The organism is Acinetobacter sp. ANC 4173, from assembly GCF_004331255.1.
Classification (GTDB): domain Bacteria; phylum Pseudomonadota; class Gammaproteobacteria; order Pseudomonadales; family Moraxellaceae; genus Acinetobacter.
Map to the genome: position 1 here is coordinate 205,380 of NZ_SJOF01000003.1, position 19,689 is coordinate 225,068.

At 42.5% G+C, this 19,689-nt stretch carries 21 protein-coding genes and 2 tRNA genes; 11 read left to right on the top strand and 12 right to left on the bottom strand.

Annotated elements, in window-relative coordinates:
- Positions 1-49 precede the first annotated feature (49 nt).
- Both E0H94_RS05690 and E0H94_RS05695 read left to right on the top strand, forming a co-directional pair.
- Entirely contained in the window at positions 50-1,510 is a 1,461-nt protein-coding gene (locus E0H94_RS05690; protein WP_131325515.1) for an ATP-binding protein, read from the top strand.
- Between the two features lie 432 nt (positions 1,511-1,942).
- Entirely contained in the window at positions 1,943-3,460 is a 1,518-nt protein-coding gene (locus E0H94_RS05695) for an acetyl-CoA hydrolase/transferase family protein (RefSeq protein ID WP_131325516.1), read from the top strand.
- A 73-nt stretch (positions 3,461-3,533) separates the two neighbouring features.
- Here the strand turns inward: E0H94_RS05695 and E0H94_RS05700 are convergent, their stop codons facing one another.
- From E0H94_RS05700 to E0H94_RS05720, 5 genes are all read right to left on the bottom strand, one after another.
- The gene (locus tag E0H94_RS05700; RefSeq protein WP_131325517.1) at positions 3,534-4,049 is read right to left on the bottom strand and encodes a hypothetical protein; all 516 of its coding nucleotides are present in this window, start codon (positions 4,047-4,049) and stop codon (positions 3,534-3,536) included.
- An 85-nt stretch (positions 4,050-4,134) separates the two neighbouring features.
- Positions 4,135-4,887, bottom strand: a complete 753-nt coding sequence (locus E0H94_RS05705) for a class I SAM-dependent methyltransferase (RefSeq protein ID WP_131325518.1) — start codon at positions 4,885-4,887, stop codon at positions 4,135-4,137.
- Between the two features lie 112 nt (positions 4,888-4,999).
- Positions 5,000-5,075, bottom strand: a tRNA-Phe gene (locus E0H94_RS05710).
- A 138-nt stretch (positions 5,076-5,213) separates the two neighbouring features.
- Positions 5,214-5,289, bottom strand: a tRNA-Phe gene (locus E0H94_RS05715).
- Positions 5,290-5,508: 219 nt separating this feature from the next.
- The gene (locus E0H94_RS05720) at positions 5,509-5,892 is read right to left on the bottom strand and encodes a GNAT family N-acetyltransferase (protein WP_116759045.1); all 384 of its coding nucleotides are present in this window, start codon (positions 5,890-5,892) and stop codon (positions 5,509-5,511) included.
- A 96-nt stretch (positions 5,893-5,988) separates the two neighbouring features.
- On the opposite strand from E0H94_RS05720, the gene hisB reads away from it, so the two are divergent.
- From hisB to hisA, 5 genes are all read left to right on the top strand, one after another.
- The gene (gene hisB / locus E0H94_RS05725; RefSeq protein WP_131325519.1) at positions 5,989-6,582 is read left to right on the top strand and encodes an imidazoleglycerol-phosphate dehydratase HisB; all 594 of its coding nucleotides are present in this window, start codon (positions 5,989-5,991) and stop codon (positions 6,580-6,582) included.
- Entirely contained in the window at positions 6,582-7,199 is a 618-nt protein-coding gene (hisH, locus tag E0H94_RS05730) for an imidazole glycerol phosphate synthase subunit HisH (protein WP_131325520.1), read from the top strand. The genes hisB and hisH overlap by 1 nt, the downstream gene beginning before the upstream one ends.
- A 157-nt stretch (positions 7,200-7,356) precedes the next feature.
- Positions 7,357-7,875: a DUF805 domain-containing protein gene (locus E0H94_RS05735; RefSeq protein ID WP_131325521.1), complete on the top strand. Its 519-nt coding sequence runs from the start codon at positions 7,357-7,359 to the stop codon at positions 7,873-7,875.
- Between the two features lie 105 nt (positions 7,876-7,980).
- The gene (locus E0H94_RS05740) at positions 7,981-8,616 is read left to right on the top strand and encodes a 3'-5' exonuclease (RefSeq protein WP_131325522.1); all 636 of its coding nucleotides are present in this window, start codon (positions 7,981-7,983) and stop codon (positions 8,614-8,616) included.
- Between the two features lie 85 nt (positions 8,617-8,701).
- Complete coding sequence (gene hisA / locus E0H94_RS05745) at positions 8,702-9,433, top strand: 1-(5-phosphoribosyl)-5-[(5-phosphoribosylamino)methylideneamino]imidazole-4-carboxamide isomerase (RefSeq protein ID WP_131325523.1); 732 nt, start codon at positions 8,702-8,704, stop codon at positions 9,431-9,433.
- Positions 9,434-9,509: 76 nt separating this feature from the next.
- Here the strand turns inward: hisA and E0H94_RS05750 are convergent, their stop codons facing one another.
- A complete protein-coding gene (locus E0H94_RS05750; protein WP_131325524.1) occupies positions 9,510-10,058 on the bottom strand; it encodes a helix-turn-helix domain-containing protein in 549 nt (182 codons plus the stop codon).
- Between the two features lie 97 nt (positions 10,059-10,155).
- Between E0H94_RS05750 and E0H94_RS05755 the strand changes: the two genes are divergently transcribed.
- On the top strand, positions 10,156-11,055 hold the full coding sequence (locus E0H94_RS05755; RefSeq protein ID WP_131325635.1) for a DMT family transporter: 900 nt from the start codon (positions 10,156-10,158) through the stop codon (positions 11,053-11,055).
- Between the two features lie 60 nt (positions 11,056-11,115).
- Here the strand turns inward: E0H94_RS05755 and E0H94_RS05760 are convergent, their stop codons facing one another.
- Together E0H94_RS05760 and E0H94_RS05765 are read right to left on the bottom strand one after the other, a co-directional pair.
- The gene (locus E0H94_RS05760) at positions 11,116-12,528 is read right to left on the bottom strand and encodes an NAD(P)/FAD-dependent oxidoreductase (RefSeq protein ID WP_131325525.1); all 1,413 of its coding nucleotides are present in this window, start codon (positions 12,526-12,528) and stop codon (positions 11,116-11,118) included.
- A gap of 39 nt (positions 12,529-12,567) precedes the next feature.
- Entirely contained in the window at positions 12,568-13,899 is a 1,332-nt protein-coding gene (locus E0H94_RS05765) for an APC family permease (protein WP_131325526.1), read from the bottom strand.
- 97 nt (positions 13,900-13,996) lie between these two features.
- Here E0H94_RS05765 and E0H94_RS05770 point away from each other — a divergent pair, with 97 nt between their 5' ends.
- On the top strand, positions 13,997-14,356 hold the full coding sequence (locus E0H94_RS05770) for a helix-turn-helix domain-containing protein (protein ID WP_131325527.1): 360 nt from the start codon (positions 13,997-13,999) through the stop codon (positions 14,354-14,356).
- A gap of 415 nt (positions 14,357-14,771) precedes the next feature.
- Here the strand turns inward: E0H94_RS05770 and E0H94_RS05775 are convergent, their stop codons facing one another.
- The 3 genes from E0H94_RS05775 to E0H94_RS05785 are packed head-to-tail and all read right to left on the bottom strand — an operon-like array spanning position 14,772 to position 16,770.
- Entirely contained in the window at positions 14,772-15,158 is a 387-nt protein-coding gene (locus E0H94_RS05775; protein WP_131325528.1) for a DUF4870 family protein, read from the bottom strand.
- A 32-nt stretch (positions 15,159-15,190) separates the two neighbouring features.
- A complete protein-coding gene (locus E0H94_RS05780) occupies positions 15,191-15,805 on the bottom strand; it encodes a DUF1294 domain-containing protein (protein WP_131325529.1) in 615 nt (204 codons plus the stop codon).
- Positions 15,806-15,819: 14 nt separating this feature from the next.
- Entirely contained in the window at positions 15,820-16,770 is a 951-nt protein-coding gene (locus E0H94_RS05785) for a homoserine kinase (RefSeq protein ID WP_131325530.1), read from the bottom strand.
- Between the two features lie 113 nt (positions 16,771-16,883).
- Between E0H94_RS05785 and hisF the strand changes: the two genes are divergently transcribed.
- The gene (gene hisF / locus E0H94_RS05790) at positions 16,884-17,642 is read left to right on the top strand and encodes an imidazole glycerol phosphate synthase subunit HisF (RefSeq protein WP_131325531.1); all 759 of its coding nucleotides are present in this window, start codon (positions 16,884-16,886) and stop codon (positions 17,640-17,642) included.
- Between the two features lie 225 nt (positions 17,643-17,867).
- Here the strand turns inward: hisF and E0H94_RS05795 are convergent, their stop codons facing one another.
- Complete coding sequence (locus E0H94_RS05795; RefSeq protein WP_131325532.1) at positions 17,868-18,536, bottom strand: sterol desaturase family protein; 669 nt, start codon at positions 18,534-18,536, stop codon at positions 17,868-17,870.
- A 103-nt stretch (positions 18,537-18,639) separates the two neighbouring features.
- Between E0H94_RS05795 and E0H94_RS05800 the strand changes: the two genes are divergently transcribed.
- Complete coding sequence (locus E0H94_RS05800) at positions 18,640-19,647, top strand: AraC family transcriptional regulator (RefSeq protein ID WP_131325636.1); 1,008 nt, start codon at positions 18,640-18,642, stop codon at positions 19,645-19,647.
- Positions 19,648-19,689: the final 42 nt, after the last annotated feature.

Sequence of the window (19,689 nt, forward strand, 5' to 3'; positions counted from 1 at the left end):
ATCCCTGTCGCAATTCAACTATGTCATACACATAGAAACAGGAAATAACGTGAAATTAGATCCGATCGACCCGCAAGAATTTACCGATTTTGTGAGCTACTCAGAAAAGAAGCGCACTTCTTCGGAACGTTTTTTCGATAAAATTAAGCCACGTTCGGCCGCTATGCGCACCACGATCCTGGTGTTGTTTATCGTGTTCTTTAGCTTATTCATGTCGTTATGGTTCTTCTGGAAAACCCTTTATTTACCTGAAATTCAACAGCATGCAAGATTTCTTGCCGTTGAATTGGAAATGATCAACAACCCACGCTTAAAAATTTACCACGATGATGTTCAACTCGACATTGACCAATGGCTCAAACAACGCGTTGGGGTTGAATATGTTACCGATCCTAATGAATATCCAAGTGTCAAAGACAAGCTAATAGCCGATTTCTTTACCAATCGGATTGAACATCAGCTCGCCAAAGAGTTGAGAATTAAAGACGTCACCGTTTATTTCCAGTTTAAGCCCAGCCCCAGAATTTGGGTGCAAACCCCAGAAATGAATGGACACTGGGTTCGTGAACCGCTGAAAACCTATGCCAACTATAGCCCTGAATTAATTCTTGGTTGGTTACTGGGTATACCGCTCATATCTGCTGTCATTATTTTGACCTTGGTTCGTCAGTTGAACCGCCCATTGCGTCGTTTGCAAAATGCCGCCAACAGCTACAGTAAAACAGGCACTGCACCCTACTTAGAAACCAATCATGGACCGCAAGAAATTCGCGAGGTGAATCAAGCATTTAATCATATGATTTACACGCTAGATCAGACTGAACGAGACCGTCGTATTATGTTGGCAGGTATTTCACATGACTTACGTACGCCGCTCACACGTATTCGCCTCAGTGCAGAAATGATGCCTGATGATGACTTTTTGAAAGAAGGTCTGATTTATGATGTGGAAGATATGGATGCTATTTTGAATCAGTTTATTTCCTTTATGCGCGATGGCTCAGATGAAGTCCTACAAGCCACGGATATCAATAATTTATTGCAGGAATTGGTGATTCAATTTAAACCCCTCGATGTCCGTTTTAGCCCACAAGAACTGCCCTTAATTCAAGCGCGTAGTCTGTCCCTGAAACGCTTAATTGGTAATTTAATTAATAACTCCAAACGGTATGGCGCCGAGCCTGTCGAGTTATCCGCACGCGTGGAAGGCGAACATATTTTAATTAGTGTGGCCGATCATGGTGAAGGCATTCCAGAAGATCAAATTGAAGACCTGATGCAACCATTCGTGCGTGGCAATGCCGCACGCACAGTGCAAGGCAGTGGCTTAGGACTGGCCATTGTGAAACGCATTGTAGACATTCATCAAGGTAAACTCCTGATTCACAATCGTGAGCAAGGTGGACTCGAAGCCATTATCTTACTGCCGTTACCGAAAGAAGAACCTGAAGAGCCGGTCATCATCAATCCCATTGAAAAATTAAAACAGAGTATTAGCGAACACTTCTAATTTCTTCGCTTATCCTACAATGGTGAAAGCCGTATTTCTAAACTATGGACTTTCACCTTTTAGTAATTGATGTCTTTACCCATCCCCTTCTGATCAATCCTGCAACAGCAATTGAGTGACATTTCTAGCTTATTTAAAATGATTTACTCCACTTTTTAATCTAAATTTTTCTGTATCGTGATGTTGTGATCTTCAAAACATGCCATTTGTAACAAATTTTGCGCCAATTTTGATCAATAACCGTACAGTCAGTATTAAAAACAACCGAATAGTTATGAAATATCCTTCATAAAATCAATTGATTAAAAATTATCAAAATTTGTTATACCCGCATTTTTCTAAAAAATTAGACCTTAGCCTAACAGGTATGCAAAATGCGTTTTCTGATGGGTACAATCCCTATCAGTTTCAAAATTCCAACGAGAGTAAACCATGTCATTAGATCGCATTCGTTTAGCTTCACTACACGACAAAGTCATTAGCGCAGAACAAGCTGCGGAATTCATCCAAGACGGCATGACTGTCGGTATGAGTGGCTTTACCCGTGCTGGCGAAGCAAAAGCTGTTCCATTGGCTTTAGTAAAACGTGCTCACACCAACCCATTAAAAATCACGTTAATTACGGGTGCGAGTCTAGGGAATGACCTTGACAAACAATTGACTGAAGCAGGTGTTTTAGCTCGTCGTCTACCATTCCAAGTCGACAACACATTACGTAAAGCCATCAACAATGGCGAAGTGATGTTCATTGACCAACACTTGTCTGAAACTGTTGAGCAAATGCGTAACCTTCAGTTGAAAAAGCCAGATGTAGCGATCATCGAAGCAGTTGCAATCACTGAAGATGGTGGCATTATTCCAACAACTTCTGTGGGTAACTCTGCAAGCTTTGCAATTTTTGCTGAAAAAGTGATTGTTGAAATTAACACCAATTTAAGCCCAGCATTTGAAGGCTTACACGACATTTATATTCCAACGTATCGTCCTACACGCCAACCAATTCCATTGACTCAAGTGGACGAGCGTATCGGTACAACTGCGATCAACATCGACCCATCTAAAATCGTTGGTATTGTCATCAACAATGATTTGCACGACTCTCCGTCAACGGTGACTGCCCCAGACGATGAGACACAATCAATCGCGAACCACTTAATCGCATTCTTCGAAAAAGAAGTGGCTGAAGAACGTTTACCGAAGAACTTAGGCCCACTTCAAGCAGGTATCGGTTCAATCGCAAACGCAGTATTGACTGGTTTGAAAGATTCAAACTTCGAAGACTTGATCATGTATTCAGAAGTTCTTCAAGACTGTACTTTCGAATTGATCGATGCAGGTAAAATGATTTTTGCATCAGGTTCTTCAATTACCCTTTCTGCAAAATATGGCGAGAAAGTATTTAACAACCTTGAAGCATATAAAGACAAATTGGTGCTTCGTCCACAAGAAATTTCGAACCATCCAGAACTTGTACGTCGTTTAGGTATTATCGGCATCAACACTGCACTTGAGTTTGATATTTACGGTAACGTGAACTCAACGCATGTTTGCGGTACGAAAATGATGAACGGTATCGGTGGTTCAGGCGACTTCGCACGTAATGCACACTTGGCAATCTTCGTGACCAAATCAATTGCAAAAGGTGGCGACATTTCTTCAATTGTTCCATTTGCATCACACGTTGACCATGCAGAGCACGACGTCGACATCCTTGTGACTGAACAAGGTCTGGCAGATCTTCGTGGTTTAGCGCCGCGTGAGCGTGCTCGTGCGATTATCGACAACTGTGCGCACCCACTTTACCGTGATGCACTAAACGACTACTTTGATCGTTCATGTGCAAAAGGTGGCCATACTCCTCACTTACTTCGTGAAGCGTTGTCTTGGCACTCTAACTTCGAAGAAACAGGTCACATGCTTGCTCCTCAAGCACAAGCAAAGTCTGCTTAATTTGAATTAGCATAAAAAACGCCCCATCGGGGCGTTTTTTTTTGGCTGAGTTTAGAATTTAAACCATGACAACTTAATGTGACGTCAATAAAAACATTTTCATTAACCCATCAACATTCATCTGTTGCTCAATTGTCCCAATTGAAACCACGCCCAAATTCAGCTGAATTTGAGGGGCTTGCTGTAAGTACTGAATAGGACTATTCGGGTTCACCACGGGATCAATCATTCGATATAGCCCCAGTCTCGGGTCATCCGACTGTAATCCATCCGCAATTGAATAGACTTGCAACAAAATCGGTAAAGGCAAATCAAAAGTTGGAATACGTTCAGGGGGTAAAATTTCTTGTGAAACACGAGCCGTGTCGATCAATGTCCACTGCTGTGGTGCCGCTTCAAGTTTTATCAAATAATGATCGAAGATTTGCTGTCTCACGCCATCAGGTTGAGATTGAATATCCCCAGTTTGAAGACGTAAATCTTGCTCTGTCAGCACGGAAAGATCAGATGGGGCATTGGCGGCGTAGCCATGGCTCATCAACAATGCACCCAAAGCCAGTGCATTAAATAATTTGGGGAAGAAATACATGGCAGAATGTCCATTTAGATTTCTACCCTTTTTATTTTAAAACTCAGCAAATGATTAAACAGTTGTTTCAACGTAAAACGACCATTTACGCAACTTCACTCACAAATTGACGCCCTACCCGTAACAAGACAGGAAAACTCAGCTTCACACGAGGATTTCCCTTTGCTACTAGGTACTGACGTATATTCTGCAATGGGTCTTGCTGGTGCTGTCGCTGATAGTGCTGTACGCCTGACCATGTTGCTAAATACTGCAACAATTGCGCACTGCTCCATGTATAGCATAAGGCTAAAGCAGGAACAGCCAACTCCTGAAAAGGGAAAGGAATGGTTTGATAATGCTCATCAATATAACGCCGCTCTGGGTCCCAATAACCTTGTAGGGTTTTGAAATAGAGCTGCTGTAAGACATGCTGCAACTCGACATCTTGCAATTGAATCAGCCCATAGCCAATCACAGCAAGCACACCTTTGGGTTTCAGTACACGCTTTGCCTCAGCATAGAAGGTCGTAAAATCGAACCAGTGAATGGCTTGCGCCACACAAACCAAATCTACCGACGCAGTCGCACAAGAGCTATGCTCCGCCGCTGCTTGTAAATAACGCACATTCGCAAATACAGGGGCCTGCTGGAGTTGCTGCTCGCTCAAGTCTGTCGCGAGCACCTGCGCAAAATGAGGCGCAAGTAACTGGGTAAATTGCCCTGAACCTGCACCACAATCCCAAGCCAATTCTCGCTCGGGCACATAAGTCAAAATAGCATCAAGAATTTCTGTTGAATATTGAGGACGTGCCTGCTGATACAATGCACTATTTGCAGAAAATAAATCCTTGACCATGCCCCCTCACTCCCTGCTATTTTTATTTGAAATTTAGTCATGATTGTACAGAACACCACTTTTCTTTGCGCATAAAAAAACCCTCAAACAATGTTTGAGGGTTTTTTGAATATGGTGGCGAGACCCAGGATCGAACTGGGGACACACGGATTTTCAATCCGTTGCTCTACCTACTGAGCTATCACGCCGATGCCGTGTATTAAGCCCGATCTCAGAGGATTAGTCAATCCCAATCCATAACTTTTTGATCAACCGGATATTTTTCAGCCAAAAAAAATCCCTGATGGGATCAGGGATTGAAAACACAAATTCGGTTTTAAAATATATGGTGGCGAGACCCAGGATCGAACTGGGGACACACGGATTTTCAATCCGTTGCTCTACCTACTGAGCTATCACGCCGATGGGGCGTATTAAAGCGCTTTAAGAAAAAAACGTCAAGTACTTTTTTATGTATTTTGTATCAAATGATGACTTTTTCAGCAAACTCTAAATTCCAACCCAAAACTACGCGCATTCTTATCCGTAATTTAAGCTTGAAGCTAAAAAGGCAGCACCCGTGCTGCCTTCTATTCAATATCGACATGAGCAATGCCATTCCTGCTGCATGATCCATTCTGTTTAGCCAGGTAATTTATTTAAATGAGCCAAACAGCGGTGAATGGCTCCACAGCCCGGTTCAAATATTTTCACCCCTTTGGCTTCTTCCATTCGGCATACTTCTGCCACCAAGCGTTCTGCAACGCCACGACCACGATTCGCAGGATGCACCACAATATACTCCAGCGTCTTACTTTCACCCTGCCCTGTACACCAAATCGCACCAATCACTTTAGTATTAAATTCTGCGGTGTAAACTAGGGTATACTGAGCTAAGTTTTGTTCAAGTTGTTCAATGGCATCTTGCCCATCACCAAATTCTGGGCTGGTGTCATACAGTCGCTCAAGCTGGCTGCGCATTTCTTCATTTTCTAGTGAAGTATAAGCATGTACGGTAATAGGCATTGATAAACCCTCCTGAGCAATCTAATATGCGGTGATTTCGTCACGGCGAAAAACATTTTACATCAATCATTTTTGACGTTTTTGAGGAACGTGTCTATGACAGAACGTATCAGTGAAGTGGTAAGAAATACCAACGAAACCAAAATTCGAGTACGCTTAAATCTCGATGGTACAGGTCAAGGCACTTTAAACACTGGAGTTCCTTTTTTAGACCATATGATTGATCAAATCAAGCGGCATGGACTATTTGATATTGATATTCATTGTGATGGCGACTTAGAAATTGATGATCACCACACGGTAGAAGACTGTGGTATCACGCTTGGACAAGCATTTGCCAAAGCATTGGGCGATAAAAAAGGCTTGCGTCGTTATGGACATTTTTATGCGCCACTGGATGAATCTTTAAGCCGTGCGGTGGTTGACCTTTCTGGTCGTCCGGGTTTGTTTATGGATATTCCATTTACCCGCGCCATGATTGGTCGTTTTGATGTCGATTTATTTTCTGAATTCTTCCAAGGTTTCGTCAATCATGCCCTTGTAACGGTGCACATTGACAACCTCAAAGGCAAAAATAGCCACCATCAAATTGAAAGTGTGTTCAAAGCCTTTGCACGTGCATTACGTATGGCATGTGAAATTGATCCTCGTGCAGCCAATACGATTGCATCAACCAAAGGAAGTTTGTAATGACCCGTATTGCACTTCTTGATTATGGCATGGGCAATTTGCACTCGGCTGCAAAAGCACTGGAACATGTCGGGGCGACTGTTGATGTCACCAATGATCCAAAACTGATTGCCCAAGCAGACAAAATTGTATTCCCTGGCGTGGGAGCGATGCGTGACTGTATGCAAGGCATGCATGAAGCAGGGATTGATGAGGTGGTACGCAAAGCCGCATTTAACAAACCTGTTTTAGCCATTTGCGTAGGGATGCAGGCACTGATGCAGCACTCTGAAGAAAATGACGGTACGGATGCGCTGGGTATTTTTGCAGGTGCCGTCAAACACTTCCCAAACATGGATGGCTTAAAAGTGCCACACATGGGCTGGAATCAAGTGCATCAGGCCGATCCAAGCCACCCAATGTGGAACAACATTGAACAAGATGCGCGTTTCTACTTCGTACATAGTTTCTATGTCGAACCGAAAGACAGCAATATTGTGGCTGCGACCTGTGATTATGGCATCCAATTCTGCTCGGCCATTCATCAAGAAAATCTATTCGCGACACAGTTCCATCCAGAAAAAAGTCACACGGCTGGACTCCAATTACTGAAAAACTTTGTGGAATGGGATATCTAAACCCGTTGCATTGTAAAAGCCCGCAACCAGCGGGCTTTTTTGTTCTGGATGACTTATTCTTTATCAATATCATCTCATTATCATTTAGATCATTACTCAATATATTTATTTAGACTTTTCAAACCTTACACTTACTAAAAATCATAGGAATATAACAATGAATCCTGCTGTGAATGATTCTGCACTGAGCACGACTGGACGTTTTGGACGCTTATCTTATTTTGGCTGGAATGGATTACTGCTGATCGCAGTCATGATCCTCGTTCTGCTCTGTATTCTCTTACTTCCTGGCTTCTCTCCAGCAGCAGGGCAAAGCATGTCATTTTTCACCCTTCTAATTTTCGGAATGATATATATTGGCATGCTGTATTTTACTTTTGTCTTTACCATTCGTCGTCTGCATGATCGTAATCATAGCGGTTGGTTATCTTTAGTGATGCTGGTGCCAATTGCCAATATCATCATGATGTTGTATTTATCTCTCGCTAAAGGTGATGTACATGAAAATCAATTTGGTCAACCAAGACCTACTCACACTTGGGAAAAGCTTCTAGGTTGGATTTATATCCTCATTTTTCCGATTGGTTTTTTTCTAGCAATTGCAATCCCTGCATATCAAGATTATGTACAGCGCGCACAACAGCAGCAAATTGAAATGCAACAACAGGCTGAATAAAGTCATATAGCCCGAATACAATTTGAAACCTGCATCTTGCAGGTTTTATTTTGCCTTTAAAATAAAAAAACGCTAGTCTGCTTAAAAAGATAGCTTTGAATTCAAATGAATCATCTTCACACCACCTCTGTCCTCCCAAGTAAACAACAAATTCAACAATTGCCTGTTTTTCAAAATTTGGCGCCCGAGCAAATTCAACTGATTTCCAAGCTAGAACACTGCCATACCCTGCAAGACGAACTGTTTTCCACCCCTTTATTTGGCTTTGATTCCGAATCTAAACCGACCTTTCGTAAGGGTGAAGTCGCAACTGGCCCACATGTGATTCAATTAGCAACCGTTGATCAGGCGTATGTTTTCCAAATTAGCCCTGCCATTTTGGACTTTTTAACCCCAATTTTTGAAAATTCTGAACAATTGAAGGTTGGCTTTGGTCTAAAAAATGATGCGCATCTGTTTCGTAAAAAAGGCATTCATTTCAATCAGGTGCTTGATCTGTCTAAAGCTTTTCACGCCTTTGGCATCACCACTCCTGTAGGCGTTAAAAATGCCATGGCATTGCTGTTTCAAGTGAATTTTCCCAAAAGTAAAAGTGTCAGTACCTCCAATTGGAGCAAATTCCCTTTAAGCCCTGCACAAATTCAATACGCGGCCGCAGATGCCTATGCACCTGTGCTAATTTATCAAGAATTACAACGTTTAGGCATTACTTTGCCTGCTGCACAGCATAGAACGAAATAAAAGCAACATCTTGCTTAGATATTTGCCAATACTTTGCTAAGATTGCGGCGAATAAATTCTACAAGATCGGGTAAGGAGCGAAAGCATGCTGATCATCCCTGCAATTGACCTGAAAGATGGCAAATGTGTCCGTTTAAAACAAGGCCGTATGGAAGACGATACCGTATTTTCTGATGACCCTGTGGCAACTGCACAGCATTGGGTTAATGAAGGCGCACGTCGCTTACATTTGGTCGATTTAAACGGTGCTTTCGCAGGTACTCCGATTCATAAACCTGTAGTTGAAGCGATTGCCAAAGCACAACCTGAGCTGCCAATTCAAATTGGTGGCGGTATCCGTTCACTGGAAACCATTGAGCATTATTTAGATGCTGGCGTGTCTTTTGTGATTATTGGCACCAAAGCGGTGAAAGAACCTGAGTTTGTTGAAGAAGCCTGTAAGAAATTTGCCGGTCGCATTATTGTCGGTATTGACGCCATAAATGGCATGGTCGCAACTGATGGTTGGGCAAATGTCACTGACGTTAAAGCCACTGATCTGGCAAAACGTTTTGCAGATGCAGGTGTATCGAGCATTGTGTATACCGATATTGCCCGTGATGGCATGATGCAAGGTGTAAACGTAGAACAAACGGTTCATTTGGCACAATACTCAGGCTTGCCTGTGATTGCCTCTGGTGGTGTAACCAATTTAGATGACGTACGCAACTTAAAAGGTCAGCCAGGTATTCTGGGCGCCATTACAGGTCGTGCCATTTACGAAGGTTCATTGAACTTACGTGAAGCACAGCTGTTATTGGATGAGCAAGCGCTTTAATTCCAAGCACTAAAAAAGAGGTCACAAGACCTCTTTTTTTTGTCACTGAACATCTGATTCAGTCCATGTGCTTATTTTAGTAAATCGCATTACGAATAAATTTAAGCGGAACTGAAGCATGATTGATGTAACGGTAATCAATGGTACTGGCATACACGATTGATTCTCCTGCATGTAATACTTTCACCTCACCTGCCAAATCTAGGGTGAGTTCTCCTTCAATCACATACAACATCTCACGATAGCCTTCTGGGTCGGGTTCAGCACAATATTGTTCATTGGGCGCCAAAGTCCACGTCCAAAGTTCCACCTTCTTGCTGGCAGATACGGAAGCCAGAAGTATTGCTTCACTTTGGGCTTGCGTTCCTTGCCATGCCAATGCATTCACAACGGCTTGGCCGTGTTGTTCTGGCGCAGCAATCATCTGGGCAAAATCCACCTCAAGTACATCGGCAATTAAGCTGAGTTTCGCCAGACTAATATTGTCTTGTCCAGTTTCTACCCCTGCCACCATACGCCGACTTAAACCCGCTAAATCTGCCAATTGCTGTTGACTTAAGCCTTTTAGATTACGGTAATGGCGAACATTTTGACTCACATATTGTAAAACCGCAGGATGCTTCATATAGGCATTTCAAGAAAAATTTGAGCAATATATTGCACAAAAAATAAAAGCATGGCAAGCTATGTGCAATATACTGCACATGACTCCAATGATCGCTATGTTCAATGCACGTTTTGGCTCCAATGCTCCTGTGATTGCCCTGATACTCATTACTTTTATTTGGGGCGGTACCTTTTTGACGGTGAAATATGCACTCAATTTCAGTTCCCCAATGTTTTTTGTGGGCTGTCGTTTTGCCTGTGCGGCAATGATTATTGGCTTATTCTCTTTCAAACAACTCAAACATATTACCGCACAAGACTTATTCGCAGGTTGTATTATCGGCTGTATGCTCACCATCGGTTATGGTACGCAAACTGTCGGTTTACAGACCATTAGCAGCAGTGAATCGGCATTTTTAACCGCATTGTATGTGCCCTTAGTCCCTGTATTATTGTGGTTAATTTTCCGTAAAGCCCCACATTTTATGATTTGGATTGGCGCGCTTTGTGCGTTTATAGGCTTGGTTTTATTGACGGGTAATGGTTTCCATGCAATCACTTTAAATTTTGGTCAGGTAGTAACTTTACTCGGCGCAATTGGAATCGCATTAGAAATTATTCTGATTGGTTATTTTGCCCCAAAAGTAAATTTAGGTCGGGTGACAGTTATTCAACTGGCGGTGGCGTCTTTACTGGCGTTTGCCTCAATGCCACTGGTGGGTGAACATACCATTCCTAGCTTTTCATGGCCTCTGCTCAGTATCGCGATAGGTTTGGGTCTCGCCAGTGCCTTGATTCAATATGTTATGAATTGGGCACAACGTTCGGTAGCCCCTTCACAAGCGGCCATTATCTATGCAGGCGAACCCGTTTGGGCAGCACTTTTTGGACGCCTTGCAGGTGAACGCTTGGCACCATTGGCTTTATTGGGTGGTGTATTGGTGGTTTTTGGTATCCTCATCAGTGAATGGAAACCCAAACGCTTGAAATCCAAAACAGAAATTGAACAACTCTAATGACATAAAAAAATGAAGTCGACTGCTAACTTCAATCGACTTCATCATCACGTGATCTATTTAGAACGACACCATTTTCCCTGGATTCATCATGGCGCCAATGCCATACATACTCTTGGCAATCGGAATGACAATCGGTGCCAATGCACGCCCCATTGGAATATTCATGTGTTGGATTTTGGTCAGCATTTCAAAATCATCGGACAGCCCCAAGAAATCATCGGCAATGGCTTTCCCAATCCGTACCGTTTGCGCCACGCCATGCCCACTCCAACCCTGTACCGCATAAATTGGATATTGATTGCCAAATTTACGACTGTCCGTAGCGCCATTCACGGTTAAATCGGTGGTTCCACTCCAAACAAAATCAAGTTCGACCTGCTTAAGTTGCGGAAATACATGTTGAATACGCCCTAACAAATAATCATGTGTTTGTGCTGCATCCCAACATGAGCCTGTCCCTTCTCCCCCAAACAATAAGCGGTTTTTTGATACACCGCGGTAATAGTCAATCTGAAACTGCGTGTCATAGACAGGGAGATCCGTCGGGAGCAATGCTTTTAAATCAAGCTCGAGTGGCGCTGTAGTACACACATAGGTATAAAACGGAATAGTGGTTTGTTTGTGTTCTTCTAGCAACTTAAACGAAGCATGATGTACGGCCATCACCACACTTTTACGCGCTTTAATGACCCCATTGGCCGTAGTGACATAAATACCATCGCCACGTTCTTGTATGGATTGCACTTCAGTTTGCTCATAAATTTTGCCACCATTTTGACAAAAGCCATACGCCAAACCACGGGTCAAGGCTAAAGGATGAATGTGTCCACCGAGGTGATCCAACAACCCGCCAAAATAATGTTCAGAAGCGACGTGTTCACGCAACTCATCCTGATTTAAGAGCGACGTATGAGTTTCTTGCAAATACTCACGTGCTTGCATCCCTGCGCGCAAAGCATCTAAATGCCCAGGGTGTACCGCAGCCGTAATATGACCGCGTTTGCGTTGCAATTCCAACTCATATTTTTCACTGATGCCGTCAATTAAGGCCATAGCTTCAGTGGACGTGAAATGCCATAACCTTTTCGCATCTTCAAAACTGAAATGCTCTACCATGGTTTCGGCTTCCCAACGTGCCAAGCCGGGAGTCAGTTGTCCCCCATTACGCCCAGATGCAGCACTGCCGATACGGTTTTTTTCGACCAGTACGGTGTCTACACCTTGTTCAGCCAAATGCAAAGCGGTGGATGTTCCCAATAATCCCCCACCAATAACTAAAACATCACAGACCATATCGGCATTTAAAGATGCAAATTGATGCCATGTTTTTAATGAACTTTCATAGTAATTTGCAGGATGACTAAACTCGTCCCGCTTCGGATTAAGCCAATTCCACTCTTTGCCACTGTGTAAAGCATGACTGGCCCTATACTCCACGTCATTTTCAAATATTGGTTTATTTATCTTCATGTCGTTCACACTCTCATTTACTTTATTTTCATGTCAGGTCTAATAAGCATTTTCGATCACAATATTTTGTCTTTTCAGTCTTTTATAAATAAATAAGCCAATACCAACAGCCAACCAAGAACAGCCAAAGATCAAGGCATTACGCTCTAAATTTACCCAGAGTCCAATCATGACTGTTACTGATAAAAGCGGCAGAATCAGGTTAAAAAATTTGTTTTTCAACCCTTGTGTTTGTTTGTCGCGCAAATAGAATTTGACGAAGACCGAGAAATTCACTGCGGTAAAAGCAATCAAGGCACCAAAACTAATCATGCTCACCACCGTCGCCAACTCAAGAAAAATGGCAGACAGTGAAATTAGTCCAATGGTCAATACGGCATACAGCGGAGTGCCTAATTTTGCATGCAGTTGCCCAAACGTTGCTTTGGGAAAAATGCCATCTTTAGCCATAATATGAATTAAACGTGAAGCGCTGGCATGCGTTGCCAAACCTGAAGCAAAGGTATTCATAATTTGGGCGCACAAGAAAACCGCTTGGAATAAAGCACCTCCCACATACAGCACAATTTCAGGCAAGGCTTCATCTGGCTTGTTAAAGCGCACATTGCTTGGGAAATACAATTGAATGAACCATGAAGCCGTGAAGAAAATGACACCCCCCAGCAATGTGGTGAGCAACACCGCACGTGGAATATTCTTTTTCGGATCTTTGGTTTCATGGGCCAATGTGGTCACGGCGTCGAAACCCAAAAATGAAAAACACAGAATAGATGCGCCCGCAATCAAAGGTAGAACCGTGGTATCTCCGTTAAATAAAGGGGCTAAGGTCAATACATGCGCATAACCTTGTTCTGAACCCACGCCCTGAATAACCAAATAAATAAACACCACCATGAGCAATAGCGGCATAAATACAAAAAGCAGACTTAAATTTGCCAAGAAATTAATGCGGAAGCAGTTAATCAGCGTCACGATACCAGTGAACAAAGCAACCCAAACCCAATACGGCACACTGGGAATCACAGCTTCTAAATAAATGCCTGCCAATAAAGCATTCACCAAAGGCAGCAAAAGATAATCCAGCAATGAACACCAACCCACAAAGAAACCTGCTTTTGCTCCGCAGGACTGCGCCGTGTAATTATAAGCTGAACCCGAATCTTCACTGATTCGACTGAAACGTGCGTAACTAAACGCCGTTAAGAGCATCGCAAATAGCGCCAAAACATAAGCGAGTGGCACTCGACCTTCGGTCACCCCCGAAACGATACCAAAAGTATCGAATACCACCATGGGGGTCATATACGCCACACCAATAATAATGACTTGCCACAAGGACAACGATCTTAAAGAAACCTCTGTTCTTTTCATTTAAACTCCATTTACATATTTTATTTAACTTAATTATTTTTTTGCAACAACTATGCCATATAATATAAAAAATCTTATTTTAAAATGAGACAAGTTAATGCCTAGATACTCTGTTGAACTACGTAAAGCTGCAATTCAAGCCTACAAGATAACCGACTACAAAGTAGCGGTATGCAAACAATTTAACATTTCCCGTGTCACCCTCGATGCTTGGATCAAGCTTGAAGAAGAAACCGGAGATCTTGTCCCCAAGCCGAGTGAAAAGCGTGGTGCACCAAATCATATCAAGGACTGGAATAGCTTCCAAGTCTTTGTTAAAAAAACAAAATTTCAGAATATTAGTGATCTAGTTCCGCTTTTTGAACAGGAGTTTGGCTATACGGTTTCGTATGCCGTTTTGGTCCGTGCAATCCATGTTTTGGGCTTACGTCGACGTCGTGGTCGCTTCTATTGTTAATCAAGTTTTAGGCTATTTTTAAATAAATTAAGCTTACATATTTAATTAAATAAATGTACATATATGTAAAGTTAATTTATTAAAAACGTAAATTATAATTATTAAAAATGTAATTTTAAAAATATAAAAAAGTAAATTATAATTATTAAAAATGTAACTTTATAAATATAAAAAAGTAAATTTAAAATATTAAAGATGTAAATGATTTACCAGAAATTTCAAAACTTTAAAACGATCATGTAAAGTCTACACGCTGAAAAAGCCCAGCTTGGGGCACAATACTGCCAAGCAGTGGTGCACTGGGTCTCAGAATCGGGCAAAAAAAGAGTGGCAAATGCCACTCTTTTCCATTTGAGATTCCATCTCATTTTGAACTACAGCCAAGGCCTTACTTCCATGCTTTTATCTCAATTTTTTAAATGGGCTGATTATCATTTAAAGTGATAATGCCGCGAATAGCACGATAGACAATCCAAATCCATGCCAGTGCGATTACGCCAATACAAAAGATGCTACTGCCCAAAGCAACACCCGCAAACAGGTCAGGATTATTCCCCGTAAAGAACAAGAAAAAGAATGGCACAAATGCAATCACGTTCCAGAATAAATACCACCAGAAGCTGCGAATTTGCCATAAAAAGTGACTTTCAAAGATTGAGCCGCGGACATCATTCAGTTTGACATAGTTAATAATCAAGGCGATGAGTGCCAACAAGCCGCCAGTAAAAATCGCAATGATATAAAGGACGTATAACACCAGCGTTAAGCTACGATTAGGATCTTGATCTATGGGTTTATTCATTTTTCTCCCCCTTATTGTTGAAACACGCTCCTTTAGATCGGCAAACTATTAAAAGGAGAGATCAGCCATAAAATAAGTAATAAATTTAAGGCTATAGTACAGAAATACACCTTTCTAAAAGGTTGTTTTTGTGTTTTATGTCGCAGCTTTTGCTGGGCTAACCATGCTGCTGGCCATCCGCCCAAAAAAGCCAAAATATGTAGCGTCTGTTCAGGTACACGACGCCCACCCAATTGCGCGGCTTCTTTATCTTGTGCATAGAACCAATAACTGGCTGCATTCATTAAACAAATCAATAACAACACCAAACCACTCAGTAGTCCCGCAATCACCAGAACGGCCAAAACCACAAAGTAAGCCATACATGCCAGTTGCATCACGGAATGCTTTTGTGGCGGAGTCGGCTTGGCTTTAGGTTTCACACCTGTTTGTGAGGCTTTTAAATAAGTGACCTGTTGTGCCCGAAAGCGCCCCTGACCATCTAATAAGACAATATATTCCAAGGCGCAGCCAACGATTGGACGCGGACCAGGTCGTGCAAAATCCTTAATATGTAAGAACACACGCTGTTTATTGGGATCATTCGGTTGAATAAAGCCGTAGCCTTTATCATCCAACCATTCTACCAAGCGTCCCTGATCTCGCATGTGATCTTCCTTGTTTAACCATTTACAAATTTTAAGCGTTCAATCAGCATATTACGCATTTCTAAAGGATTTTTCTGCAAAATGTCGTCACCCGTGCGTCCTTCAGCGGCATTTTTTTGTGCCACTTGCAAACGCATCATCCAGAAACGACCTGCTGCCATCGCCAAATAAAGCTCCAAACAGGCTTTCTCATCTTCAGTAAGAGGACGAACCGTTTGATAGGCGGTGAGGAAGGCCAAGGCTTTTTCTTCATCTAAATGCACCTCTGGATATTCAGTACAGAAGTCATTCAGGGTAATGGCGATGTCAAACAACAACTCATCTTTGTTCAACTCATAAAAATCGAGAATACCCTTGAGTTGCTCCCCTTCAAATAAGGTGTTGTCACGGAACAAGTCCGAATGAATAAAACCTTTTGGTCGATCTGGATAAATCACGGTCATGGCATCATACAAACCGAGCAATTCATTCAACAGCACGGTATCTGCTGCATTTAGCGTGGGTTTAATTTCACGTGACACCTGACGCCAGTATTGATGGTTACGGTATTGGGTACGTTCAAGTGGAAAATCCTGCAAAGCCACATGCATTTTCGCTTGCGCTACCGCAATCGCTTCCACCTGTGCTAAAGAGGCTGGCATGGGATGTTTACCCATTAAACGCGGGGCAATTTGGGCAGGCTTTTGTTTGATAAAGTGAATCGCTTGCCCAGAATGTTTTAACGGCACAGGCACCGCTAGACCTTGCTGTCCTAAATGTTCCAATACAGGCACAATTTCACCCGCACCATGTTCATCCATTTCTTCAAATACGGTTAATACATATTGGCTTTGGTCTTCACAGACCAGAAAATAGTTTGTATTTTGAATACCTCCTTGAATGGGAATCAGGTCAATCACCTCTAATCCATAAGGTGCTGTGAAGTCCTGAACTTCCTTTAAAGTCAAAGTGGTATAAACCGACATAGAAAACCTGCGAAAAATCTTACATAAGTTTGATAGAATACAGTTTCAATCTACCAAGGTGTAGCGCTTGTGTAGGTGAGTTTCATAATCGGCTGTAATTATTGGAAAAAATTATGCTCGCTAAACGTATTATTCCTTGCCTCGACGTTGATAACGGTCGTGTGGTGAAAGGTGTGCAATTCCTTGATATTCGCGATGCAGGTGACCCAGTTGAAGTTGCCCGTCGCTATAACGAACAAGGTGCCGATGAAATTACCTTCCTTGATATTACTGCTACACATCATGGACGCGACACCACTTACCGTACGGTAGAACGTATGGCAGAAAGCGTGTTTGTTCCGCTTACAGTCGGTGGTGGTGTCCGTAAAGTCGAAGATATTCGCTTATTATTAAATGCGGGTGCAGATAAAGTCAGTATTAATTCCGCAGCCATTTATAACCCTGAGTTTGTCCAAGAAGCATCACAACGCTTTGGGGCACAATGTATTGTGGTTGCGATTGATGCGAAAAAAACCGCAGAAAACAAATGGGAAATTTTCACCCACGGCGGTCGTAAAGAAACCGGGATTGATGCGATTGAATGGGCAGTGAAAATGGCCAGCTACGGTGCCGGTGAGCTTTTAATCACCTCAATGGATGCCGATGGGACCAAAGCAGGTTATGACCTTGGGCTGATGCGTGCCATTAATGACCGTGTGACCATTCCGACCATCGCTTCTGGTGGTGTAGGAACATTGCAACATTTGGCGGACGGTATTTTAAAAGGCGGTGCCGATGCAGTACTGGCGGCATCTATTTTCCACTTTGGGCAGCATACCATTCCTGAAGCGAAACAATATTTGGCAGCACAAGGCATTGAAATGCGCCTTTAAGCAGGTATTTCATGATCTAAAAGAGCGCCTAGAGCGCTCTTTTTTATATGCCTATCCTCCAAAAAGGAGTCTTCACGACTCCCGATACACCAAGACATTTCAGCGCACTTGGTTAGGCTAGATGGCTCAACACTTAAACCAAGTTACAGACATTCGTTGATCTGTAAATCCAGAAACCAATCAAAAGATTTTAAACATCATCAAGCAGGATGATTGCTGCCAAAATTATTGACCTATTGCCACTGATGTTTGCGGCGGCACAGCTTCATTTGCCTCAGTTTTTAGCGCTAACCCAGTCACCACATTATTTTTCTCTACCCATTTGGCAGGAAAATAACGTTGCATCACTTGATTCAATCGCTTGGCGAACACTTGTGGCAATGCAATACCCAATGGATTCTGCTCTTGCAAATTCGCAGCCGAAATCACTCGTGTGCCCAATAAATAATCAAACCATGGCTTGGTCACACACCAGTTGGCATCCTGATTGGCATTCATATGATGATCATAATGCCACGGTATTTTCTTCATGGCCCATTCAGGTTCCAGATGCGCTCGACGATGAATATAAAAATAATTACAGGCACTATACACCGCTGCGGCTGCCATCCCTTTTGAAATAGGATAAAACAAGGCACTACTGACCCCTGCGGCAACCAGTAATGACATCACTTCATTTTTGGTGCGCCAATGTGGCAAGCCCTCTACATAGCTATCATCATGAAATTGCTGTTTGCGTACCTCTCGATGATGCTCCCAATGCGATTTCATGCTTAAAGACACAGGGCTATAACGAGGCTGACCTGCACGATGGGTACCATGCAGCAGATATTTATGCGCGACCCATTCAAAACCATTTGCAACGACCAATCCTGCTAAAAATCCTTTCCACATAATTTATTTCTCCATTCATAACTTGAATATAGAAAACTGAATGTGATAAATATTGACCATCCACACGCTTAATATTGACAAATCACGACAACAAAAACAGATGATGCTTACCCTGAATGATTATACAGGCTCCGTCTATGGTGGACTGGGACACCTGTTGTATGCCTATAGCCAAGCCCAAGGTCTTGTGATTCAGCCGCAATTGCTGAAAGTGCAAAACCTCGAACGCTTTGATTATCGTATTTGGCATGAGTTGTTGAATGAATTACAGCAACAAGTGCCTCGTCCCGCCCTCGGTTTAGAAATTTCCACCTATGTACAAACGAAACATTTGGGCATTCTGGCTTATCTCGCCCTCGCCTGTGACACTTTGGGCGAAGCCCTCAGCCGTTATCATGATTTTCATCGTCTGATTTATGATGGTAGTCCACTACAGATTGATCTATCTACTGATTACCTTGCCATTCGCTGGGGTGAATTACCAGAGCATCTGACCACGCAACTCACCGACGAAATTGCGATTGCCTTGATGGTACAGTTCTTAAATCAAAATATGACTGCGCAGCCTATTCAACTGCATGAAGTGCATTTCCGTCATACCTCACCTAAAAATAGTCGACTATATGAACAGTTTTTTCATTGTAAAGTGCGCTTTTCACAACCTGTCACGCAAGTCTTGCTCCCAGTTGCCGAATTAAATAAACCCTTGCAACAAGGCGACCACACCTTACAACAATTATTGATGCAGCAAGCACAGGCGCTGTTAAAGCAATTGCCACATTCAACCCAACTGGATCAACGGCTCCAGCAAGCCATCTTGACGGGTCTACAGAAAAACCGATACCAAATTGATGTGATTGCTCAACAGTTGAATATTTCAGTGCGGCAGCTACAACGTTATTTACAAGCACAAGGCAGTAATTATCAACAACGTACCCAGCAAGTTCGGCAAATGTTAGCAGAGCAATACTTACAAGACCCACATCTGAGCTTACAAGAGATTGCCTTGCTGTTAAGTTACTCCGAGCAAAGTGCTTTTCAACGTGCGTTTAAACTTTGGACTGGGAACACCCCTCAACAGTTCCGTAAACAATATCTTCAAACAATATAAGTATTTATAAAAATAAGCACATTTTTTTAATCACCTCTACAT

Bases quoted from the DNA above. Each gene is read 5' to 3' on its own strand.
- E0H94_RS05695 (WP_131325516.1), top strand. From the start codon at position 1,943: ATGTCATTAGATCGCATTCGTTTAGCTTCACTACACGACAAAGTCATT.
- E0H94_RS05700 (WP_131325517.1), bottom strand. From the start codon at position 4,049: ATGTATTTCTTCCCCAAATTATTTAATGCACTGGCTTTGGGTGCATTG.
- hisF (WP_131325531.1), top strand. From the start codon at position 16,884: ATGCTCGCTAAACGTATTATTCCTTGCCTCGACGTTGATAACGGTCGT.
- E0H94_RS05740 (WP_131325522.1), top strand. From the start codon at position 7,981: ATGAATCATCTTCACACCACCTCTGTCCTCCCAAGTAAACAACAAATT.
- hisH (WP_131325520.1), top strand. From the start codon at position 6,582: ATGACCCGTATTGCACTTCTTGATTATGGCATGGGCAATTTGCACTCG.
- E0H94_RS05780 (WP_131325529.1), bottom strand. From the start codon at position 15,805: ATGCGAGATCAGGGACGCTTGGTAGAATGGTTGGATGATAAAGGCTAC.
- E0H94_RS05755 (WP_131325635.1), top strand. From the start codon at position 10,156: ATGTTCAATGCACGTTTTGGCTCCAATGCTCCTGTGATTGCCCTGATA.
- E0H94_RS05720 (WP_116759045.1), bottom strand. From the start codon at position 5,892: ATGCCTATTACCGTACATGCTTATACTTCACTAGAAAATGAAGAAATG.
- E0H94_RS05765 (WP_131325526.1), bottom strand. From the start codon at position 13,899: ATGAAAAGAACAGAGGTTTCTTTAAGATCGTTGTCCTTGTGGCAAGTC.
- E0H94_RS05770 (WP_131325527.1), top strand. From the start codon at position 13,997: ATGCCTAGATACTCTGTTGAACTACGTAAAGCTGCAATTCAAGCCTAC.
- hisB (WP_131325519.1), top strand. From the start codon at position 5,989: ATGACAGAACGTATCAGTGAAGTGGTAAGAAATACCAACGAAACCAAA.
- E0H94_RS05795 (WP_131325532.1), bottom strand. From the start codon at position 18,536: ATGTGGAAAGGATTTTTAGCAGGATTGGTCGTTGCAAATGGTTTTGAA.
- E0H94_RS05705 (WP_131325518.1), bottom strand. From the start codon at position 4,887: ATGGTCAAGGATTTATTTTCTGCAAATAGTGCATTGTATCAGCAGGCA.
- E0H94_RS05785 (WP_131325530.1), bottom strand. From the start codon at position 16,770: ATGTCGGTTTATACCACTTTGACTTTAAAGGAAGTTCAGGACTTCACA.
- hisA (WP_131325523.1), top strand. From the start codon at position 8,702: ATGCTGATCATCCCTGCAATTGACCTGAAAGATGGCAAATGTGTCCGT.
- E0H94_RS05760 (WP_131325525.1), bottom strand. From the start codon at position 12,528: ATGAAGATAAATAAACCAATATTTGAAAATGACGTGGAGTATAGGGCC.
- E0H94_RS05735 (WP_131325521.1), top strand. From the start codon at position 7,357: ATGAATCCTGCTGTGAATGATTCTGCACTGAGCACGACTGGACGTTTT.
- E0H94_RS05750 (WP_131325524.1), bottom strand. From the start codon at position 10,058: ATGAAGCATCCTGCGGTTTTACAATATGTGAGTCAAAATGTTCGCCAT.
- E0H94_RS05775 (WP_131325528.1), bottom strand. From the start codon at position 15,158: ATGAATAAACCCATAGATCAAGATCCTAATCGTAGCTTAACGCTGGTG.
- E0H94_RS05800 (WP_131325636.1), top strand. From the start codon at position 18,640: ATGCTTACCCTGAATGATTATACAGGCTCCGTCTATGGTGGACTGGGA.